Annotated in this window: 15 protein-coding genes and 1 tRNA gene; 7 read left to right on the forward strand and 9 right to left on the reverse strand. The window is 40.9% G+C overall.

Going from position 1 to position 14,724, the window contains the following annotated elements:
• The first annotated feature begins 73 nt into the window (after window positions 1–73).
• Together dnaE and D891_RS0103995 are read left to right on the forward strand one after the other, a co-directional pair.
• Window positions 74–2,398, forward strand: a complete 2,325-nt coding sequence (dnaE, locus tag D891_RS0103990) for a DNA polymerase III subunit alpha (RefSeq protein ID WP_025209740.1) — start codon at window positions 74–76, stop codon at window positions 2,396–2,398.
• Between the two features lie 63 nt (window positions 2,399–2,461).
• Window positions 2,462–2,935, forward strand: coding sequence for a hypothetical protein (locus tag D891_RS0103995; RefSeq protein WP_025209741.1), 474 nt, complete (start codon window positions 2,462–2,464; stop codon window positions 2,933–2,935).
• A 40-nt stretch (window positions 2,936–2,975) separates the two neighbouring features.
• Here D891_RS0103995 and D891_RS0104000 read toward each other — a convergent pair whose 3' ends face one another.
• The 5 genes from D891_RS0104000 to D891_RS0104020 all read right to left on the reverse strand — a co-directional run bounded on the left by D891_RS0104000 (window position 2,976) and on the right by D891_RS0104020 (window position 6,517).
• Window positions 2,976–3,545, reverse strand: a complete 570-nt coding sequence (locus D891_RS0104000) for a hypothetical protein (protein WP_156919064.1) — start codon at window positions 3,543–3,545, stop codon at window positions 2,976–2,978.
• A 37-nt stretch (window positions 3,546–3,582) separates the two neighbouring features.
• On the reverse strand, window positions 3,583–4,581 hold the full coding sequence (locus D891_RS0104005) for a hypothetical protein (protein ID WP_025209743.1): 999 nt from the start codon (window positions 4,579–4,581) through the stop codon (window positions 3,583–3,585).
• A gap of 305 nt (window positions 4,582–4,886) precedes the next feature.
• Window positions 4,887–5,243 (reverse strand): type II toxin-antitoxin system PemK/MazF family toxin, encoded by a 357-nt coding sequence (locus tag D891_RS0104010; protein ID WP_198014791.1) that lies wholly within the window; start codon window positions 5,241–5,243, stop codon window positions 4,887–4,889.
• Entirely contained in the window at window positions 5,230–5,457 is a 228-nt protein-coding gene (locus tag D891_RS0104015) for a hypothetical protein (RefSeq protein WP_025209745.1), read from the reverse strand. The genes D891_RS0104010 and D891_RS0104015 overlap by 14 nt, the downstream gene beginning before the upstream one ends.
• A 145-nt stretch (window positions 5,458–5,602) precedes the next feature.
• On the reverse strand, window positions 5,603–6,517 hold the full coding sequence (locus D891_RS0104020) for a ketopantoate reductase family protein (RefSeq protein ID WP_025209746.1): 915 nt from the start codon (window positions 6,515–6,517) through the stop codon (window positions 5,603–5,605).
• A gap of 74 nt (window positions 6,518–6,591) precedes the next feature.
• Here D891_RS0104020 and D891_RS0104025 point away from each other — a divergent pair, with 74 nt between their 5' ends.
• Together D891_RS0104025 and D891_RS0104030 are read left to right on the forward strand one after the other, a co-directional pair.
• Window positions 6,592–7,365 (forward strand): enoyl-CoA hydratase/isomerase family protein, encoded by a 774-nt coding sequence (locus tag D891_RS0104025; protein ID WP_025209747.1) that lies wholly within the window; start codon window positions 6,592–6,594, stop codon window positions 7,363–7,365.
• A gap of 44 nt (window positions 7,366–7,409) precedes the next feature.
• Window positions 7,410–7,486: transfer RNA gene (locus D891_RS0104030), tRNA-Pro, on the forward strand.
• Between the two features lie 3 nt (window positions 7,487–7,489).
• Here the strand turns inward: D891_RS0104030 and D891_RS0104035 are convergent.
• Both D891_RS0104035 and D891_RS0104040 read right to left on the reverse strand, forming a co-directional pair.
• On the reverse strand, window positions 7,490–8,536 hold the full coding sequence (locus tag D891_RS0104035) for a M24 family metallopeptidase (RefSeq protein ID WP_025209748.1): 1,047 nt from the start codon (window positions 8,534–8,536) through the stop codon (window positions 7,490–7,492).
• On the reverse strand, window positions 8,533–9,984 hold the full coding sequence (locus D891_RS0104040) for a GGDEF domain-containing protein (protein ID WP_025209749.1): 1,452 nt from the start codon (window positions 9,982–9,984) through the stop codon (window positions 8,533–8,535). The genes D891_RS0104035 and D891_RS0104040 overlap by 4 nt, the downstream gene beginning before the upstream one ends.
• Window positions 9,985–10,092: 108 nt before the next feature.
• Here D891_RS0104040 and D891_RS0104045 point away from each other — a divergent pair, with 108 nt between their 5' ends.
• The 3 genes from D891_RS0104045 to D891_RS0104055 are packed head-to-tail and all read left to right on the forward strand — an operon-like array spanning window position 10,093 to window position 12,894.
• Window positions 10,093–11,391 (forward strand): sensor histidine kinase, encoded by a 1,299-nt coding sequence (locus D891_RS0104045; RefSeq protein ID WP_025209750.1) that lies wholly within the window; start codon window positions 10,093–10,095, stop codon window positions 11,389–11,391.
• 8 nt (window positions 11,392–11,399) lie between these two features.
• Window positions 11,400–12,404: a tryptophan--tRNA ligase gene (gene trpS / locus D891_RS0104050; RefSeq protein WP_025209751.1), complete on the forward strand. Its 1,005-nt coding sequence runs from the start codon at window positions 11,400–11,402 to the stop codon at window positions 12,402–12,404.
• Window positions 12,373–12,894, forward strand: coding sequence for a GGDEF domain-containing protein (locus D891_RS0104055; RefSeq protein WP_025209752.1), 522 nt, complete (start codon window positions 12,373–12,375; stop codon window positions 12,892–12,894). Before trpS ends, D891_RS0104055 begins: the two co-directional genes overlap by 32 nt.
• Here the strand turns inward: D891_RS0104055 and accC are convergent.
• Window positions 12,891–14,234 carry an acetyl-CoA carboxylase biotin carboxylase subunit gene (accC, locus tag D891_RS0104060; protein ID WP_025209753.1) on the reverse strand — a complete coding sequence of 448 codons (1,344 nt, stop codon included), beginning with the start codon at window positions 14,232–14,234 and terminating at the stop codon, window positions 12,891–12,893. The genes D891_RS0104055 and accC overlap by 4 nt on opposite strands.
• The gene (gene accB / locus D891_RS0104065; RefSeq protein WP_025209754.1) at window positions 14,234–14,704 is read right to left on the reverse strand and encodes an acetyl-CoA carboxylase biotin carboxyl carrier protein; all 471 of its coding nucleotides are present in this window, start codon (window positions 14,702–14,704) and stop codon (window positions 14,234–14,236) included. The genes accC and accB overlap by 1 nt, the downstream gene beginning before the upstream one ends.
• Window positions 14,705–14,724 lie beyond the last annotated feature (20 nt).

Consider the following 14,724-nt stretch of genomic DNA (forward strand, 5'->3'; position numbering starts at 1 on the left):
AGATGGGTTTTTATTAGGAAGTTGTTGAATTTATTTGAAAAAAGCGAGTTGAAAATGTTTGAAGGAGGTAAAAATGTCTTTCGTTCATCTAAATGTATGCTCTGAATACAGTTTCTTTGAGAACACGATAAGGATACCAGATCTTATAAATAAAGCCAAATCTCTGTCAATGCCCTCCCTTGCCCTCACAGACCACGGCAACATGTTCGGGGCATTGGAGTTTTACAAAACGGCAAAATCAAATGGCATTAAACCCATCCTTGGCTTTGAGGGCTACATATCACCCACAACTTTGGATGATAGAGATGTAAAAGGCAACTATCACATAACACTCCTTGCCAAGAACAAGAAGGGCTATGAAAACCTCATGTATCTTTGCAGCATGGGTTTCTTAAAAGGCTTCTATTACAAGCCAAGAATAGACAAAAACCTACTGAGGGAGCACTCAGAGGGCATTATAGCTGGCAGTGCCTGCCTGCATGGAGAGGTGCAGCTTAGGCTATTGGATAACGACTTTGAAGGTGCAAAAAAGGTTGTTCAGGAATACAAGGAGATATTCGGCAAAGACAACTTCTTCCTTGAAATCATGAGACACGGCCTTGAAGACCAAGAAAGGATAGACAAAGACATAATAAGGCTGGGTTTGGAAACAGACACACCCATTGTTGCAACAAACGACTGCCACTATCTAAACAAGGAAGACGCTATAGCACAGGATGCGCTCCTGTGTGTTCAGACAAACAAGCACTTAGACGATGAAGACAGGATGAGAATGGGCTCAAATGAGTTCTACTTCAAAACCGAAGAGGAGATGCTTGAGCTTTTCAAAGACAACCCCGAGTTTGTCTATAACTCCAAGACAATAGCTGACATTTGCAATGTTGAATTAGAGCTTGGCAAGCTTGCTCCGCCCCACTATCAGACACCAGACGGCTCAGATGAAAAGGAATTCTTAAGAAGACTTGCCTATGAGGGATTGGAGAAAAGAACACAAGGCTTTGATAAAGACAAAAAAGAGCTTTACAAGAAGAGACTTGAGCATGAGCTTGCCATAATAGAGCAGATGGGCTTCTCAGGCTATTTCCTCATCGTTTGGGACTTTGTCAACTATGCAAAAAGAAACGGAATACCCGTTGGTCCTGGCAGGGGCTCTGCAGCAGGCAGCCTTGTCTCATACTCCATTGGCATAACAGACATAGACCCCATAAAATACAACCTGCTCTTTGAGCGCTTCCTGAACCCAGAAAGGGTAACAATGCCTGATATAGATGTGGACTTTTGTGCAGAAAGGCGTGATGAGGTCATACACTATGTGAGGGAAAAGTATGGGGAGTATAATGTGGCTTGGTTGACATCATTTTATAGTATGTATCCGAAACATGTTGTAAGCAGCGCATCTAAAGTTCTGAACTTTTCTGAAAAAGAAAGAGAAGAAATACTTCAAATGGTACCAATGGAGTACAGCTTAAGTGAAGCAATAGAAAAAAATCCCACTCTAAAGGAAAAAATAGAAAAAAACAGTAAAGTGAAGATGCTTTTTGATATATCAAAAAAATTGGAAAAAATAAAATTTAGCCCTGCAATACACTCTGCTGGTTTGATTGTTTCAACGACGGATCCTCTGTATAAAAAATGCCCATTGTATAAAGTACCCGACAGAGAAGTAGTGGCTATCCAGTACGACAAAAAATTTATCGAGGATTTAGGTTTGCCAAAATTTTATTTTTTATCCTTAAAAATATTGACCATCATCGACACAACTGTCAAACTCATAGGCAACGGCTTTGATATATCCAAAATCCCCCTTGATGATGAAAAGACCTATAAACTTCTGCAAAGGGGCGATACATTGGGCGTGTTTCAGCTTGAGTCATCCGGTATGCAGAGGCTTATAATGGATTTAAAGCCCACAGTATTTGAAGACCTAATAGCCCTTGTTGCACTTTATAGACCTGGTCCCTTGGGCAGTGGCATGGTTCAGGACTTCATAGACAGAAAGCACGGCAAAAAGCCCATTGAATACCCGCTGCCAGAGCTTGAGGATATACTCAAAGACACATACGGCATAATCCTATACCAAGAGCAGGTCATGCAGATAGCAAGTAAACTTGCAGGATATTCACTTGGTGAAGCAGACATATTGCGAAGGGCAATGGGTAAAAAGAAGAAAGAGGTCATGGACGAGCAACGGGTTATATTTGTTGAAAGGGCAGTAGAAAGAGGCATACCAAAGGATAAAGCAGAATACATCTTTGACCTTATGGCCAAGTTTGCAGAATATGGCTTCAACAAATCCCACTCTGCTGCCTATGCCTATATTGCCTATCAGACGGCGTATTTAAAGGCGCATTATCGTGAGCAGTTTGAAAGAGCCATAAAGGTTGTTGATTCTATGTAATTATCAGTATTGTAGATTTGTAAAAGTTACACAATTTGATATCTAATTTTGGAGGTAAGTAACATGATAAAAATCAGTAAAGGGTTTGAAATAATTAAAAATCTTAGCGAAATCTTGCAAAGCAATGTCCCAGATATGAGTTTTAATTTTAATATAGTCAAAAAAAGAAATGCCCCGTTTAAAGATTGGTATAAGATGGAAGTTCCGGGAGAGACAGCATCAAAACGAAGTGGAGTATATTTCATAGCGGACTTAGAAGAAAATACTTTGTATATTGGCAAAGCTGGAGCTGATAATCTTGGGGCAGAGATATGGAGTAAATTTCGTGCACCGAATAAGGAAGGTAAATTTGTAAATAGTCCTCTTGCTAAATGGTCACCAGACGATGCTTATCGTAAACAAATTGTGGATGGCCAAGTTTTAATTGCAGCTGTTGTTATTTGGCCAAAGGAATTCGTATCTCTAGTGGAGGTATATCTTCATATTTGGTGCTCGATGCACGGTGGATTGCCGCCGTTAAATAAGAGAATAGGGTAGTAGTAAAAGCTACTTTAACCGCTATTTACTTAGGGTTGTTTCAATACATGTCATCTTTAATATATCTGAGGTAATTTATGTGCTGCTTAATCGAGGTCTCGTTAGATATTTTATCATCAGTTAAAAAGAAATCATTGAAAGGATTATAGGTTCTACTGTAAAATGTAGTGCACACTTCGAACTCTAAATCTTTATATTTCTCAAGTATCCCTACGCCTTTGATAGATGACTCGTCAAAAATGGAGATTGAAAGTTTAATATGATTAAAAGAAATATCTTTAAGGATCCCGTATAGATCATCTAATATTTTAGGATGAATAACCCTGTAAAGCTCTAAATAATTACTTTTTAGCGTTTTTTTAATTGTATCTGGTAATCGCTCAAGGAGTTTTTCGCTTTTTAAAATGAAAATAGCTGTAATAAGAACAGCATCTTTTATTAATGTATTAGGATCACACACAAAAACCTTTTGAAAATCTGGTCTTGAGAGGGAACGTAAAATCCATGCTGATCTACTATTTTCAGAAAGAAACAATACATGATTTGGAGTTATCCCGCCCTGGTAAATATGTGACCTACCTATAAGTATTTGGGCTGTGTAAGTAGCCATACTGCCATTGCGTAAAATTAACTTAAAATAGCTTTGTTCAAATGCTTATTTGCCTTTCAAACCATTTACAACATTTTTGGTTTATATCCTTTATCTCTTCCCATGAAACCCATCCCATTCTACTTGATAGACTTGTAAAATCATAGTTTCTGTAGGGTAAATCCCTACTTATTGACTTAGGGTTGTTCTTATACTCAAGGAATTTATATCCATAAAATCTGTAATGAGGATTATCTTTAAAAATCTTTGGGGTTACAAGCAAAAACAAGGTTTTTTCTGGATCCCGTTTACTCAAGGGATAACATAAGGAATCATTTCTTTCCAACATTACATCAAGCAATCTTGCGATTTGGTTGCGACTTATATCGTAAGTTATATCACAAGAAATGTCAGATAAAACTTTAGCCTCAATTAAAACAGAGAAACCGTTAGAAGGGTTTACAATTAAAGCGTCTATCACCGAGGCTCCCTCTAATGTGTTCTTTATGACAAACCCATCTTTTTTATGTAGCTTACCCGAGCTGTTTATAACGTACGGAATTAAGTGTACAGGGCAATCTGCGTACCTACGAGATATATTATAGCAATATGAATATTGTTCCTGTAGCCATTTTTTGTAACTCTGAGACGATGGTAAATTCGCTTCAAAATAAAGGTGTAGTTCTCCTTCTAAACATTCTTCCCAAGATTGTACTGTATCGATTGGTGGAACTTTTCCATAAGCCTTTGTCAGAATTTTGGACAGTTCATCTATGGTATTTGTATAAGGACTATGAAAAATTGTCATAAAGGTCGCCGCCGTCCAAAATCTTTCGTCTTTTTCGATTTGACAAGGATATCTTACTTTACTTATTGGGAGTCCAATATGTTGTAAATTCCTCTGTTTAAACTCCTTGTATCTTTTTAAACTTTTTCTGTAGTAATCCAGAAATTTTTTGTTTTTCTCGCATTTTCCCTTATTGTTTTTTACCTTTGCACAATGCTCCAAAAGATCACTTTCAGTAAAGGGTAAATAAGTTTCTTCTAAAATCTCCATAACTACCACCTTTCTCACTAAAATCCGTTTATCTACCACATTTACTTCAAAAATACTGGTCTGTCAACCTTTTTTATACATCCAATTAGTCATGTTTTTAAAACCCACTTTTTAATCATATAATGCCCCCGCTTGTCAAGTCAATTCTCCCCATTTCCCATTTCTCTTTTCCCTCTTTCTAACCCTCAGTTAACAGGATTACTCCACCTCCTTTTCAAAGCAACTATGTTTCCTTTTTGTTTTAAAAAATTGATTAGTGTAATTATGCCTACTTAACAGAAAAGAGCTGTAAAGAAGGCTTTGTATCATTCTAAATCTAAATGAATTTTAATGGCTGTGTCTAACTTTTTCATTAAATCTTTTGGCAATTCTCCAAGCTCTGAAACTATGCGTTTTTTATCGATTGTCCTTATTTGATTTGCTTTGGCTTTTGAGTCCTTATCTAAATTTGCTGTGCCTTTCGGTATAAAAATCTCAAAGGGATAAACTTTATCTATCTTTGACGATGTTATTGGAACCACAGTTATAGTTTCTGCATATTGGTTGTTTATGTCATTTGACACAACAACAGCAGGACGCACCTTATTGATTTCAGCGCCTATTGTAGGATTCAAGTTTACAAGATAGACAAAACCTCTTTTAATCTTATTAGATTCCGTCATTTATGGCTACTTCCCACTCTTCTGAGAGTTCCAAATCCTCTTTTGTTGTTGACATATATCCTTCTTTGAGTTCAGCAATAAGTTTTTCTTTATCTTTTTGTCTTTTATATTCCCTTACAGCTTCAGCGATAAAAGCAGATTTGTTTTTCACGCCTTTTAGTATGTCCGCTACATCTTCAGGGACAGTTATATTAAGTCTCTTTGCTGTATTCATAATACACCTCCTTGTCTGTATTAATATACTAAAGCTTTTGATTATGAAAATCAAGCACGATTATTACCTAACCAGATAGGTCTCAACATACTTACCACCTAAGAGAGGTAATATATATGCCTGAGAATGAGAACCCTCCTTGTGGTTATTTCTCTTTCAACCTCCGTGTCCTTTGAAGTATCCTTGTTAGCCTATACAGCGTTTCATTTATCGGCACATCTATATTAAACCGATCGGCCAGCTTGACTACATATCCGTTTAGGTAATCTATCTCGGTCTTTTTACCCTTTTTTAGATCCTCGCCGACGCTTGCATTCCACTGTTTGGGCCTAAAGTTCATTGCATACTCAAACACCTCTTCCTTAAGCCTCTCTATGTCAAAACTCAAATCCAGATGTTTACCCACTTGCTCTATCTCATCCAGGGAGTTTTTTACTATCCATCTTTCGTCTTTTTCATAGAGGCTTAAGGTTGCCGTTAAGCTGTTGAGCGTGGCCGATGAGCAGTAAAACATAAACTTCTTCCACTTATCCCTCTCGATATTGTCTGAGATTCTAACCTTTATGCCCACGCTTTCGAACATATGGGCAATGTCTTGTGTTTTATTTGAACTGTTCAGGCTGCCCAACACCATACCCTCGTTTAAGAACTCCTCTATGGTGGAATCGTTTATAAATCTCGAGCCTATCATTACGGATGCTGGAAATAGCTGGCTTTTATTGAATAGCTCTTTGGCCACCTCCTCTGTGTATATGCCGTTTTGAATCGTTATTATGTCGGCTTGAGGGTTGATGTTTTTTATGGTGGTGAGGTTTTCCTTGCTATCGAAGCTTTTTGAAGCCAATATAATTGTTTTGCAGGCTGAGATGGCCTTTACCTGGTCTGTTATGTTTATGTTTTTTGTTTTGGTTTTTTTGTTTAATAGGAGCGTTAGCCCTTTATCCTTTATTGCATCAACGAACCTCTTTTTGGATACACAGACCACATCGTATCTATCATGAAGCTTAAAGCCAAACCAAAGCCCTAAGGCGCCGGCGCCAAAAATAGCGATTCTCTCCATTTGCTTCCCCTTTTTGTTTTGATTAATTTAGCAAAAGTTAATATAATTTTCAAAAATTAAGGGAGGTTTTTGGAATGTATGAAACGATAGAGGTTGCGATTGATAACCATATTGGCACTATAACCCTTGCAAAACCGGAGAGCCTAAATGTCTTCACAAGCCAACTCGCCAGGGAGCTTAACGATGCCTTGAAGAAACTGGATAATGATGCCGATGTTAGGGTTATTGTTATCAAAGCTAAAGGCAAGGGTTTTTCGGCCGGTATAGATGTTTCTGAGCTAAAGGATAAGACCCATACGGAGCTTTTAGAGACCACCCGCCTGATGGAGGAGATGAATATAACGCTGACCTCGATGAAGACACCAACAATAGCCTCTGTTAAAGGCTTTGCCGTTGCAAACGGTTTCGGCCTTGTGGCTCTGTGTGATTTGGCCGTGGCAGAGGAGGGCACTAAATTTGGTGCGACAGCTATCAATGTGGGTTTATCCTGCATCGGGCCTGCCGTTGCTCTATCAAGGATTATAGGCAGAAAGAGAACGCTTGAGTTGCTTTTAACCGGCAGGATTATAATGGCTGAGGAGGCCTTGCAGTGGGGCTTGATAAACAGGATTGCTCAGAAGGGTAGGTTGGATGAGGAGACGATGAAGCTGGCTGAAGAGTTGGCTCAAAAAAGCCCACTTGCCCTTCAGATAACAAGGGAGGCGTTTTATAAGATGTCCGATTTGCCGCTTGAGAGGGCAATAGAGGTGGCAAATTACGCCTTTGCGCAAATATGTGCACTCGAGGATGCAAAAGAGGGTATTGATGCCTTTTTAGAAAAGAGGCAGCCAAATTGGAAGCTTAAATAGACTTGAAAAGCTTAAAAAGTCGTATATAATGGGGGGGTGGTTTTCGGGGCGTAGCGCAGTTTGGTAGCGCACCAGTTTCGGGTACTGGGGGTCGGCGGTTCGAGTCCGCCCGCCCCGACCACTCTTACATGGCCTCTATAAAAGGTGCAAAGGCCAGCACTTCTGTATCGTTCTCGTGGGTCAAAACCATATGTTCAAGCCTTATACCCAACTTGTTTGGTATGTAAATACCCGGTTCTATGGTGAAAATCATATTGGGTTGGATTATCATGTCGTTTGTTGGATTGATAAAGGGGAATTCGTGCACATCTAATCCGACACCGTGCCCTGTGGAGTGGATAAAGTATTTGTCTAAGTTGTATTTGGCAAGCTCCTTTCTTACCCTTTCATCGATCTGTTTTGCTGTGGTTCTGCCTGGTGCTATCATCTCCGTTGCAAAGAGCTGTGCGTAAAATACGGCGTTAAATAGCTCCTTCAGTTCATCTGTTTTTTTGCCTATCAAAAAGGTGTATGTGGTGTCTGAATTGTATCCGTCTATGTGTGCACCGAAGTCTATTACGACAAACTCACCCTCCTGAATCCTTCTGTCTGTTGGCCTGTGGTGTGGGTAAGCCGCATTTGGCCCGCTTGCCACTATCGTATCAAAGGCTTCTTTCTCTGCCCCGTTTTTCCTCAATTGATAGACCAGCTCATCGGCCAATTCCTTTTCTGTGATTCCTGCCTTAATGGTGGGATAGACCTTAAGCATGGCGTTCCTTGCAGCAAAGGCCGCCCTCTTTATCTTGTTTATCTCTTCCCTTTCTTTTATAGCCCTAAGCAATAGGGTTTGGTTGGAAAAATCGACTATGTCAAACATGTCAAAGGCCCTTAACTGCTTTACGGTTGTCTTTGCAAAATCAAAACCCACGCTTTTTAGCTTATTTGTCTTTAGGTATTCGATTATATCGTCTAAGCTTTTTGAGAGTACGGTGTTTTCTTCTAACTCCTCCTCAGCTTTTTGAAAGTATAGGCTGCTCACAAATAGCCTGCATTCATCCCTTGTTATAACCAAAGCGCCTTCTATATCCACATCGCAGAAGTATCGGATGTCTGAGTTGGAAAACAACACCACGCAGTCGATCTGTGCCTCATCCATCCTTTTTCTTAGGTTTTCTATCCTGTCTGTTCTCATAATTGCGTCTCCTTAACCGTAATGTTCCTTTTTTCCTTTGCCTTGTAAAGGGCTGCATCGACCCTTTTGATGAGCGTTTCTATCTTTTCGTTTTCCCTGTATTGGGCAACGCCGAAGCTCGATGTTATGGAGAAGGTTTCATTTTTGTATTTGAACTTTAGCTTTGATATGGCGTTTCTGATTTTCTCTGCCACTTCATAGGCGCTATCCAAATCCGTATTAGGCAGTATGATTATAAACTCCTCACCGCCGTATCGTGCGGCTATGTCTGTGGCCCTTATGAGCGATTTTACCATTTTGCAGAAGCCCTTAAGCACTATATCACCTGCCAGGTGGCCGTATGTGTTGTTTACCCTGCTGAAGTGGTCTAAGTCTGCCATGATTATGGACATGGGCTGCTTGTATCTATTTGCCCTGTTTACCTCTATGTTTAAGAAATGGAGCAGGCCACGCCTGTTGTATACACCGGTTAGCGGATCTATGATGAGGTTCTCCTCCGCCTTTTTGAGCTTATCCTTAAGCTCCTCTATCGTTTTTTTGGCCTCCTCCATCTTTTTGGAGTATTCCTCTAACTCGTTTTTCATGTTTATTGTTGTATCTTTTATTTTTATGGCTATGCCTATGAGCCTTTTGCTTAACTCATCGACATCTATGTTGTCGCTCTTCATGGCGTTGTTTATCTCTTCTATATGCCCCTCAAATGTGTTGACATAGCTGTTTGATGATGTGGTGAATGTCGTTATGGTGTAGATCAAGGCCTTAAGGGCCTTATCCAGCTTCTTCTGCAGGCCCTCTATGTATTCCTCCTCAAGCCTAATCTTCTGTTCTATGATCTGTTTTATCTGGTCTCTGATTTCCTTCTCATCCAGCCTGTATGGACTTGAGGATAGCTTGGTTTGAAGCTGCTTTACCTTCTCTAAGTATTGCTTGGCCTCGGGATTGTCTGTCTCTAAACCCAACAGCTCAAATAGTATCTCTATGATATCCCTATAGACGACATCCTTTGAGTCTTTGGTGGCTGTGCCTAACTGAAATAGTATCTCTTTGGTTTTTTTAAGCTGATCTATGTCGATTTTCTTTTTTAGAAGCTCCTTTACGGCGTCTAAGTTCTTTTTCCAGCGGGCATCAGCCTCTGAGGATTTGGCCAGCGTGGTTAGGATGCTTATGTTGTTTAGGATGAGCCTGTTGAATTCATCTTTTTTCTGCTGCAGGTATTCGTCGTATTTGATTACGAAGTTTGCTATGTTATCCCTCAGCGATACAACCTTGGATATGTCCTCTTCGAATTTGATCTTTTTTACCTGTTTTTTTAACTCATCTATCTGCGCATCGATTATAAGGTCGTTTGTTTTTAGCGCTATAAGCAGGTGGACAATGGCGGTTGAGAGGTTTTCTATGTATGTGGAGCAGTGGGTTTTGTTTTTTGCCTGTTTGAGTTTTCTAAGCATCAAAAAGTCCTTTTACCCTTTAACAATTAATTTGACAAAACAAAAAAATCCAACTAACTTATACTATAGCAAAATGTCATTTTTTGTCCAATTTTTAGGTGTTATTTAATGGTTAAAACCGATTACTTCGCAGAGACGCTCAAGACGAATCTGCTGATCCTTTTTGTTAGGCTCTTATCCGTATCCGGTGCGGTTATATGGGTTACCTATCCAAATTTGTATATAGCCAACCTGAATAAGCTGCAAATTATATATGTTTACAATATCATCATATACATCTATACAGCCCTGTTTATCATACGGTTTTTTATTCCCAAACACACCACAAAGTCGGAGATATTCTGTTTTTTTAGCTTTGTATTCGACCAGATTGTAATATCCTATTTCACATACAACACAGGCGGTTTCTCAAGTCCGTTTTATTCGGGATACTTTGTTGTTATAACCCTATCGGCGTTTGTGCTTGGAACAAGACTCTCTTTGCTTGTTGCTTTGTTTGGTGCGGTTTTTTATGTGCTGTTTAATTACAGCTATGGAATAGGTTTTTACAATATCGTTGAGGTGCTTTACAGGATAATTCCGTTCTTTGTTATAGCGTTTCCTACGGGCGTGTTGAGTGATCTTGCAGAGAAGAACTTGGAGGAAATCAAAAGCCTCAATGAGGAGCTTAAGGATAAGAATAAGAAATTGGGCGACTCTTTGTTTAAGATAGAGAGGATGCAGAGGCAGCTGATAAAAAGGGAGAAGGAAAACGCCCTGCTTGAGCTTACAGAGAGCGTTGCACACAGGCTAAGGAACCCCTTGATGAGTTTAGGCGGTATGTCTTCGATTTTGGAGAAAAAACTCAAAAAGGGTGCAAAGGGCGAGGAGTTAATGAAGTATGTGGAATACATAAAGAGCGAGAGTAAAAACATAAGCGAGATCATAAACAACCTGCTTGAGATGAGCGACAGGGAAGTGGAGTTGAAATTTGTTAAATTGGATGTTTTAATAGACGCCGTGTTGAGCGAGTTTGACGGTGATATTAAGAAAAACAACATAAAGGTCAATCTGAATATAGAGAGCATGCCCCCCATAAGAACGGATGAAAAGAAGCTAAAGATCGCCATTCACAACATAATAGACAACTGCATAAAGGTAATGAAGAACGGAGGTGAGCTCTCTATAAGCATTGTGCAATCCAAAAACCTAAGAAACACCATCGAGATAACCATAAGCGATACAGGCCCCGGCATACCAAGGAGTGTGCTTAAAAACATCTTTAAGCCGTTTGAGTCTGGCGGCACGGTAAAGAAGGGTGTTGGCCTGCCCATAGCCAAGCATTCCGTTGAGATAATAGGTGGTGAGTTGTATATAGAAAGTGAAATAGGTAAAGGAACGACCTTTAAAATACTACTGCCGATGTGAGGGAGGATATGAAGAAAACGATCTTAAGCGGTATGAGACCCACAGGAGAGCTGCATTTGGGTAATCTATATGGGGCTTTGAAGAACTGGGTTAAGCTTCAGCAGGACGATAGCTATGAGAGGTTTTATTTTGTTGCCGATTGGCATGCCCTGACAACAGGTTTTGATGCATCAGAGGAGATCCCCCAAAAGACATTAAACATGGTTATAGACTGGCTTGCCTTTGGTCTTGATGAGGAAAAGAACACCATATTTGTGCAGTCATTGGTTAAAGAGCATGCAGAATTATTCTTGCTGTTGTCTATGATAACACCCGTGGGCTGGCTTGAAAGGGTGCCTTCGTATAAGGATCAGATTGCACAGCTTGGGAAGGCCAAGACTTCGAATTACGGATTTTTGGGTTATCCCGTGCTCATGGCAGCCGACATTATCATCTATAAAGCCCATCTTGTGCCTGTTGGTCTGGATCAGGTTGCACACCTTGAGTTCACCAGGGAACTGGTCAGGCACTTCAACCACTTGGTCGGCAGGGATGTGTTTATTGAGCCTCAACCGTTGTTGACCGAGGTGCCGAAGATATTGGGGCTTGATGGCAGGAAGATGAGTAAATCTTACGACAACGCCATCTATCTGTCTGATAGTGAAGAGGAGACGCAAAAAAAGATAAGGGTGATGTTTACCGACCCTCGAAGGAAGAGAAAGACAGACCCCGGCGTTGCCGAAGAGTGCGGTGTATTTATGCTCCATAAGATATTCACACCAAAGGATAAGCAGGAGGAGATAAAGGATGCCTGTTCAAAGGCGCAGATAGGCTGTGTTGAATGCAAGAGACTTCTTGTCAAGAACCTAAACGAAGCCCTATCGCCCATAAGGGAAAACAGGAATAGGCTTTTGAACGATAAGGATACCGTTAAGCAGATATTAATCGATGGATCAAAGAAGGCCTCCCAGAAGGCCAAAGAAACGATGGAAGAGGTGAGAGATGCAATTTTTTCAAACTCAAGACTTGGATAAGATAGAGAAAGACCTGAAGAGCGAAAATGGCTTAAACAATAAAAGTGCCCTCTATTTTCTCATAAACCACATCTTAACCCAGCACCAGAGGTATGAGGAGAATTACAGCCTCATCATGTTTGAGTGCAAAGTTGGGGAGAATGTGGACTCTAAATGCTCTGAGCTAAATCAAAAAAGGCTGGATGGGCTTGTTGCGGATAAATTAAGATCCATCTGCAGGAAGAGCGATGTGTTGTTTCACTGTTCTGATGGTTTCTTTTGTATATTAACGAGGGTTTTTGAGGGTGATGACACCATAATGTTCTGCAAAAAGATAGATAAAAACCTCTCGAGCCTCAATTATGATGATGATTGCAAAATCAACTTGGATTTAAAGTTCGGCATAACATTCTCAAAGGATAAGGACACCGTTGAGAGTTTCTCTCAACGGGCCTTTGAGGCTCTTAAGAAGGCCAAGGGAGTCTCTGAAAAGGTTATAGTCAAGGTTTAGTTTTTATTTAGGAACTTCTTGTCTATAAAGTTGGTGTCGTAATTATTGTTGATGAACTCCTCGCTGATGAGGAGTTTTTTGAAAAAATCGATGCTGGTCTTTACGCCCTCTATCACAAACTCATCGAGGCACCTGAGCATCCTCTTGCGTGCCTCTTCCCTTGAATTGCCCCTGACTATGAGCTTTGCTATCATAGAATCGTAAAACGGCGATATGTTTGAGTTGCACCTTATTGCCGTATCCACCCTTACACCTGGCCCTCCCGGGATGAACAAGGAGGTTATCCTGCCCGGTGATGGATAGAACTTGATCGGGTCTTCTGCGTTTATCCTGCACTCTATAACATGGAACTTGGGTTTGATGGCCGATTGGGTAAAGCCTATCTCCTCTTTTGCTGCTATCTTTATCTGCTCCTTGATTAGGTCAACGCCGTATGCCATCTCCGTGACGGGGTGTTCAACCTGTATGCGGGTGTTTATCTCGATAAAGTAGAAGTTTTCACCATCAAACAGAAACTCAAGCGTTCCTGCGTTTTTGTAATTCAATACCCTTGCCGCCTCAACGGCAACCGATAGGAGCTTCTTCCTTGTTTCTTCTTTTAGAACAACGGAGGGTGCCTCCTCCAATAGCTTTTGGTGCCTCCTTTGGAGTGTGCAGTCCCTCTCACCAACATGGATTACATTTCCATACTCATCGGCCAGCACCTGAACCTCTATGTGTCTTGGATGCTCGATGAACTTTTCTAAGTATATATCCTCCTTACCGAACGATGCCTTGGCTTCCATCCTGGCGGCCGAATATGCCCCGATAAGCTCTTCTTTGTTCCTTACAACCCTCATGCCCTTGCCGCCACCGCCCCATGCAGCCTTAAGCAAAACGGGATAGCCGATTCTTTCTGCTGTCTGAATGAGGGTTTCCTCATCCTTTATCGAGCCCCTGCTGCCCGGGACTGTCGGTATGCCGTTATCCTCCAAGATCGATTTTACGATCGATTTATCGGCAAGCCTCTCCATCGTCTCTGCATCTGGGCCTATGAATGTAACGCCTAAATCGTTGCACACCCTAACAAAGGCCGGGTTTTCCGATAGGAATCCGTATCCTGGATGAACGGCGTCGCATTTGGAGTTTGCTATGGCCTGGGCTAAATTGAATAGATGGAGATAGCTTTTGGAAGCCTCTGCAGGCCCTATGCATATGGCCTCATCGGCCAATTTGACATGCATGGAGTCTCTATCCTCTGTTGAGTATACGGCAACGGTCTTTATGCCCAACTCCTTTGCCGCCCTTATTATCCTTACAGCTATCTCTCCCCTGTTTGCTATGAGGATCTTTTTAAACATCAATCCAACCTCTTGACAAGGAATAGTGGTTGATCGTATTCGACCTTCTGGGCGTTTTCAACCAATATCTTCTCGATTCTGCAGGGGAATTCTGCCTCAAGCTCGTTCATTATCTTCATAGCCTCCAATATGCACAACACATCGCCCTTTTTGACCTCATCACCCACCTCGACATATGGAGGGGATGTTGGGGACGGAGCCCTGTAAAATGTTGCAACCATCGGGGATCTAATCTCAACAAGATCCGATCTATCCTCTGTCTGTTGTGGTTGTTTTTCCTCTGCTTTTGGCTCCTCCTTTGGTTTTTCCTGCTCAACAACTATAGCCTGTGGCTGCGGTATGACATTTTCAGCCACAAAGGCCTCTTTCTTTTTTAGGATAATTTGAACCTCTTCGTCTTTGTATTCGAATTCAACAAACTGGCTTTTTTCAACGAAGCGCATGAGTTCCTTTAAGGACTTCAAATCCATGACAAAACCTCCCGTTTCAT

Origin of the sequence: Hippea sp. KM1 (assembly GCF_000526195.1) — a bacterium.
Taxonomy (GTDB): Bacteria; Campylobacterota_A; Desulfurellia; order Desulfurellales; family Hippeaceae; genus Hippea.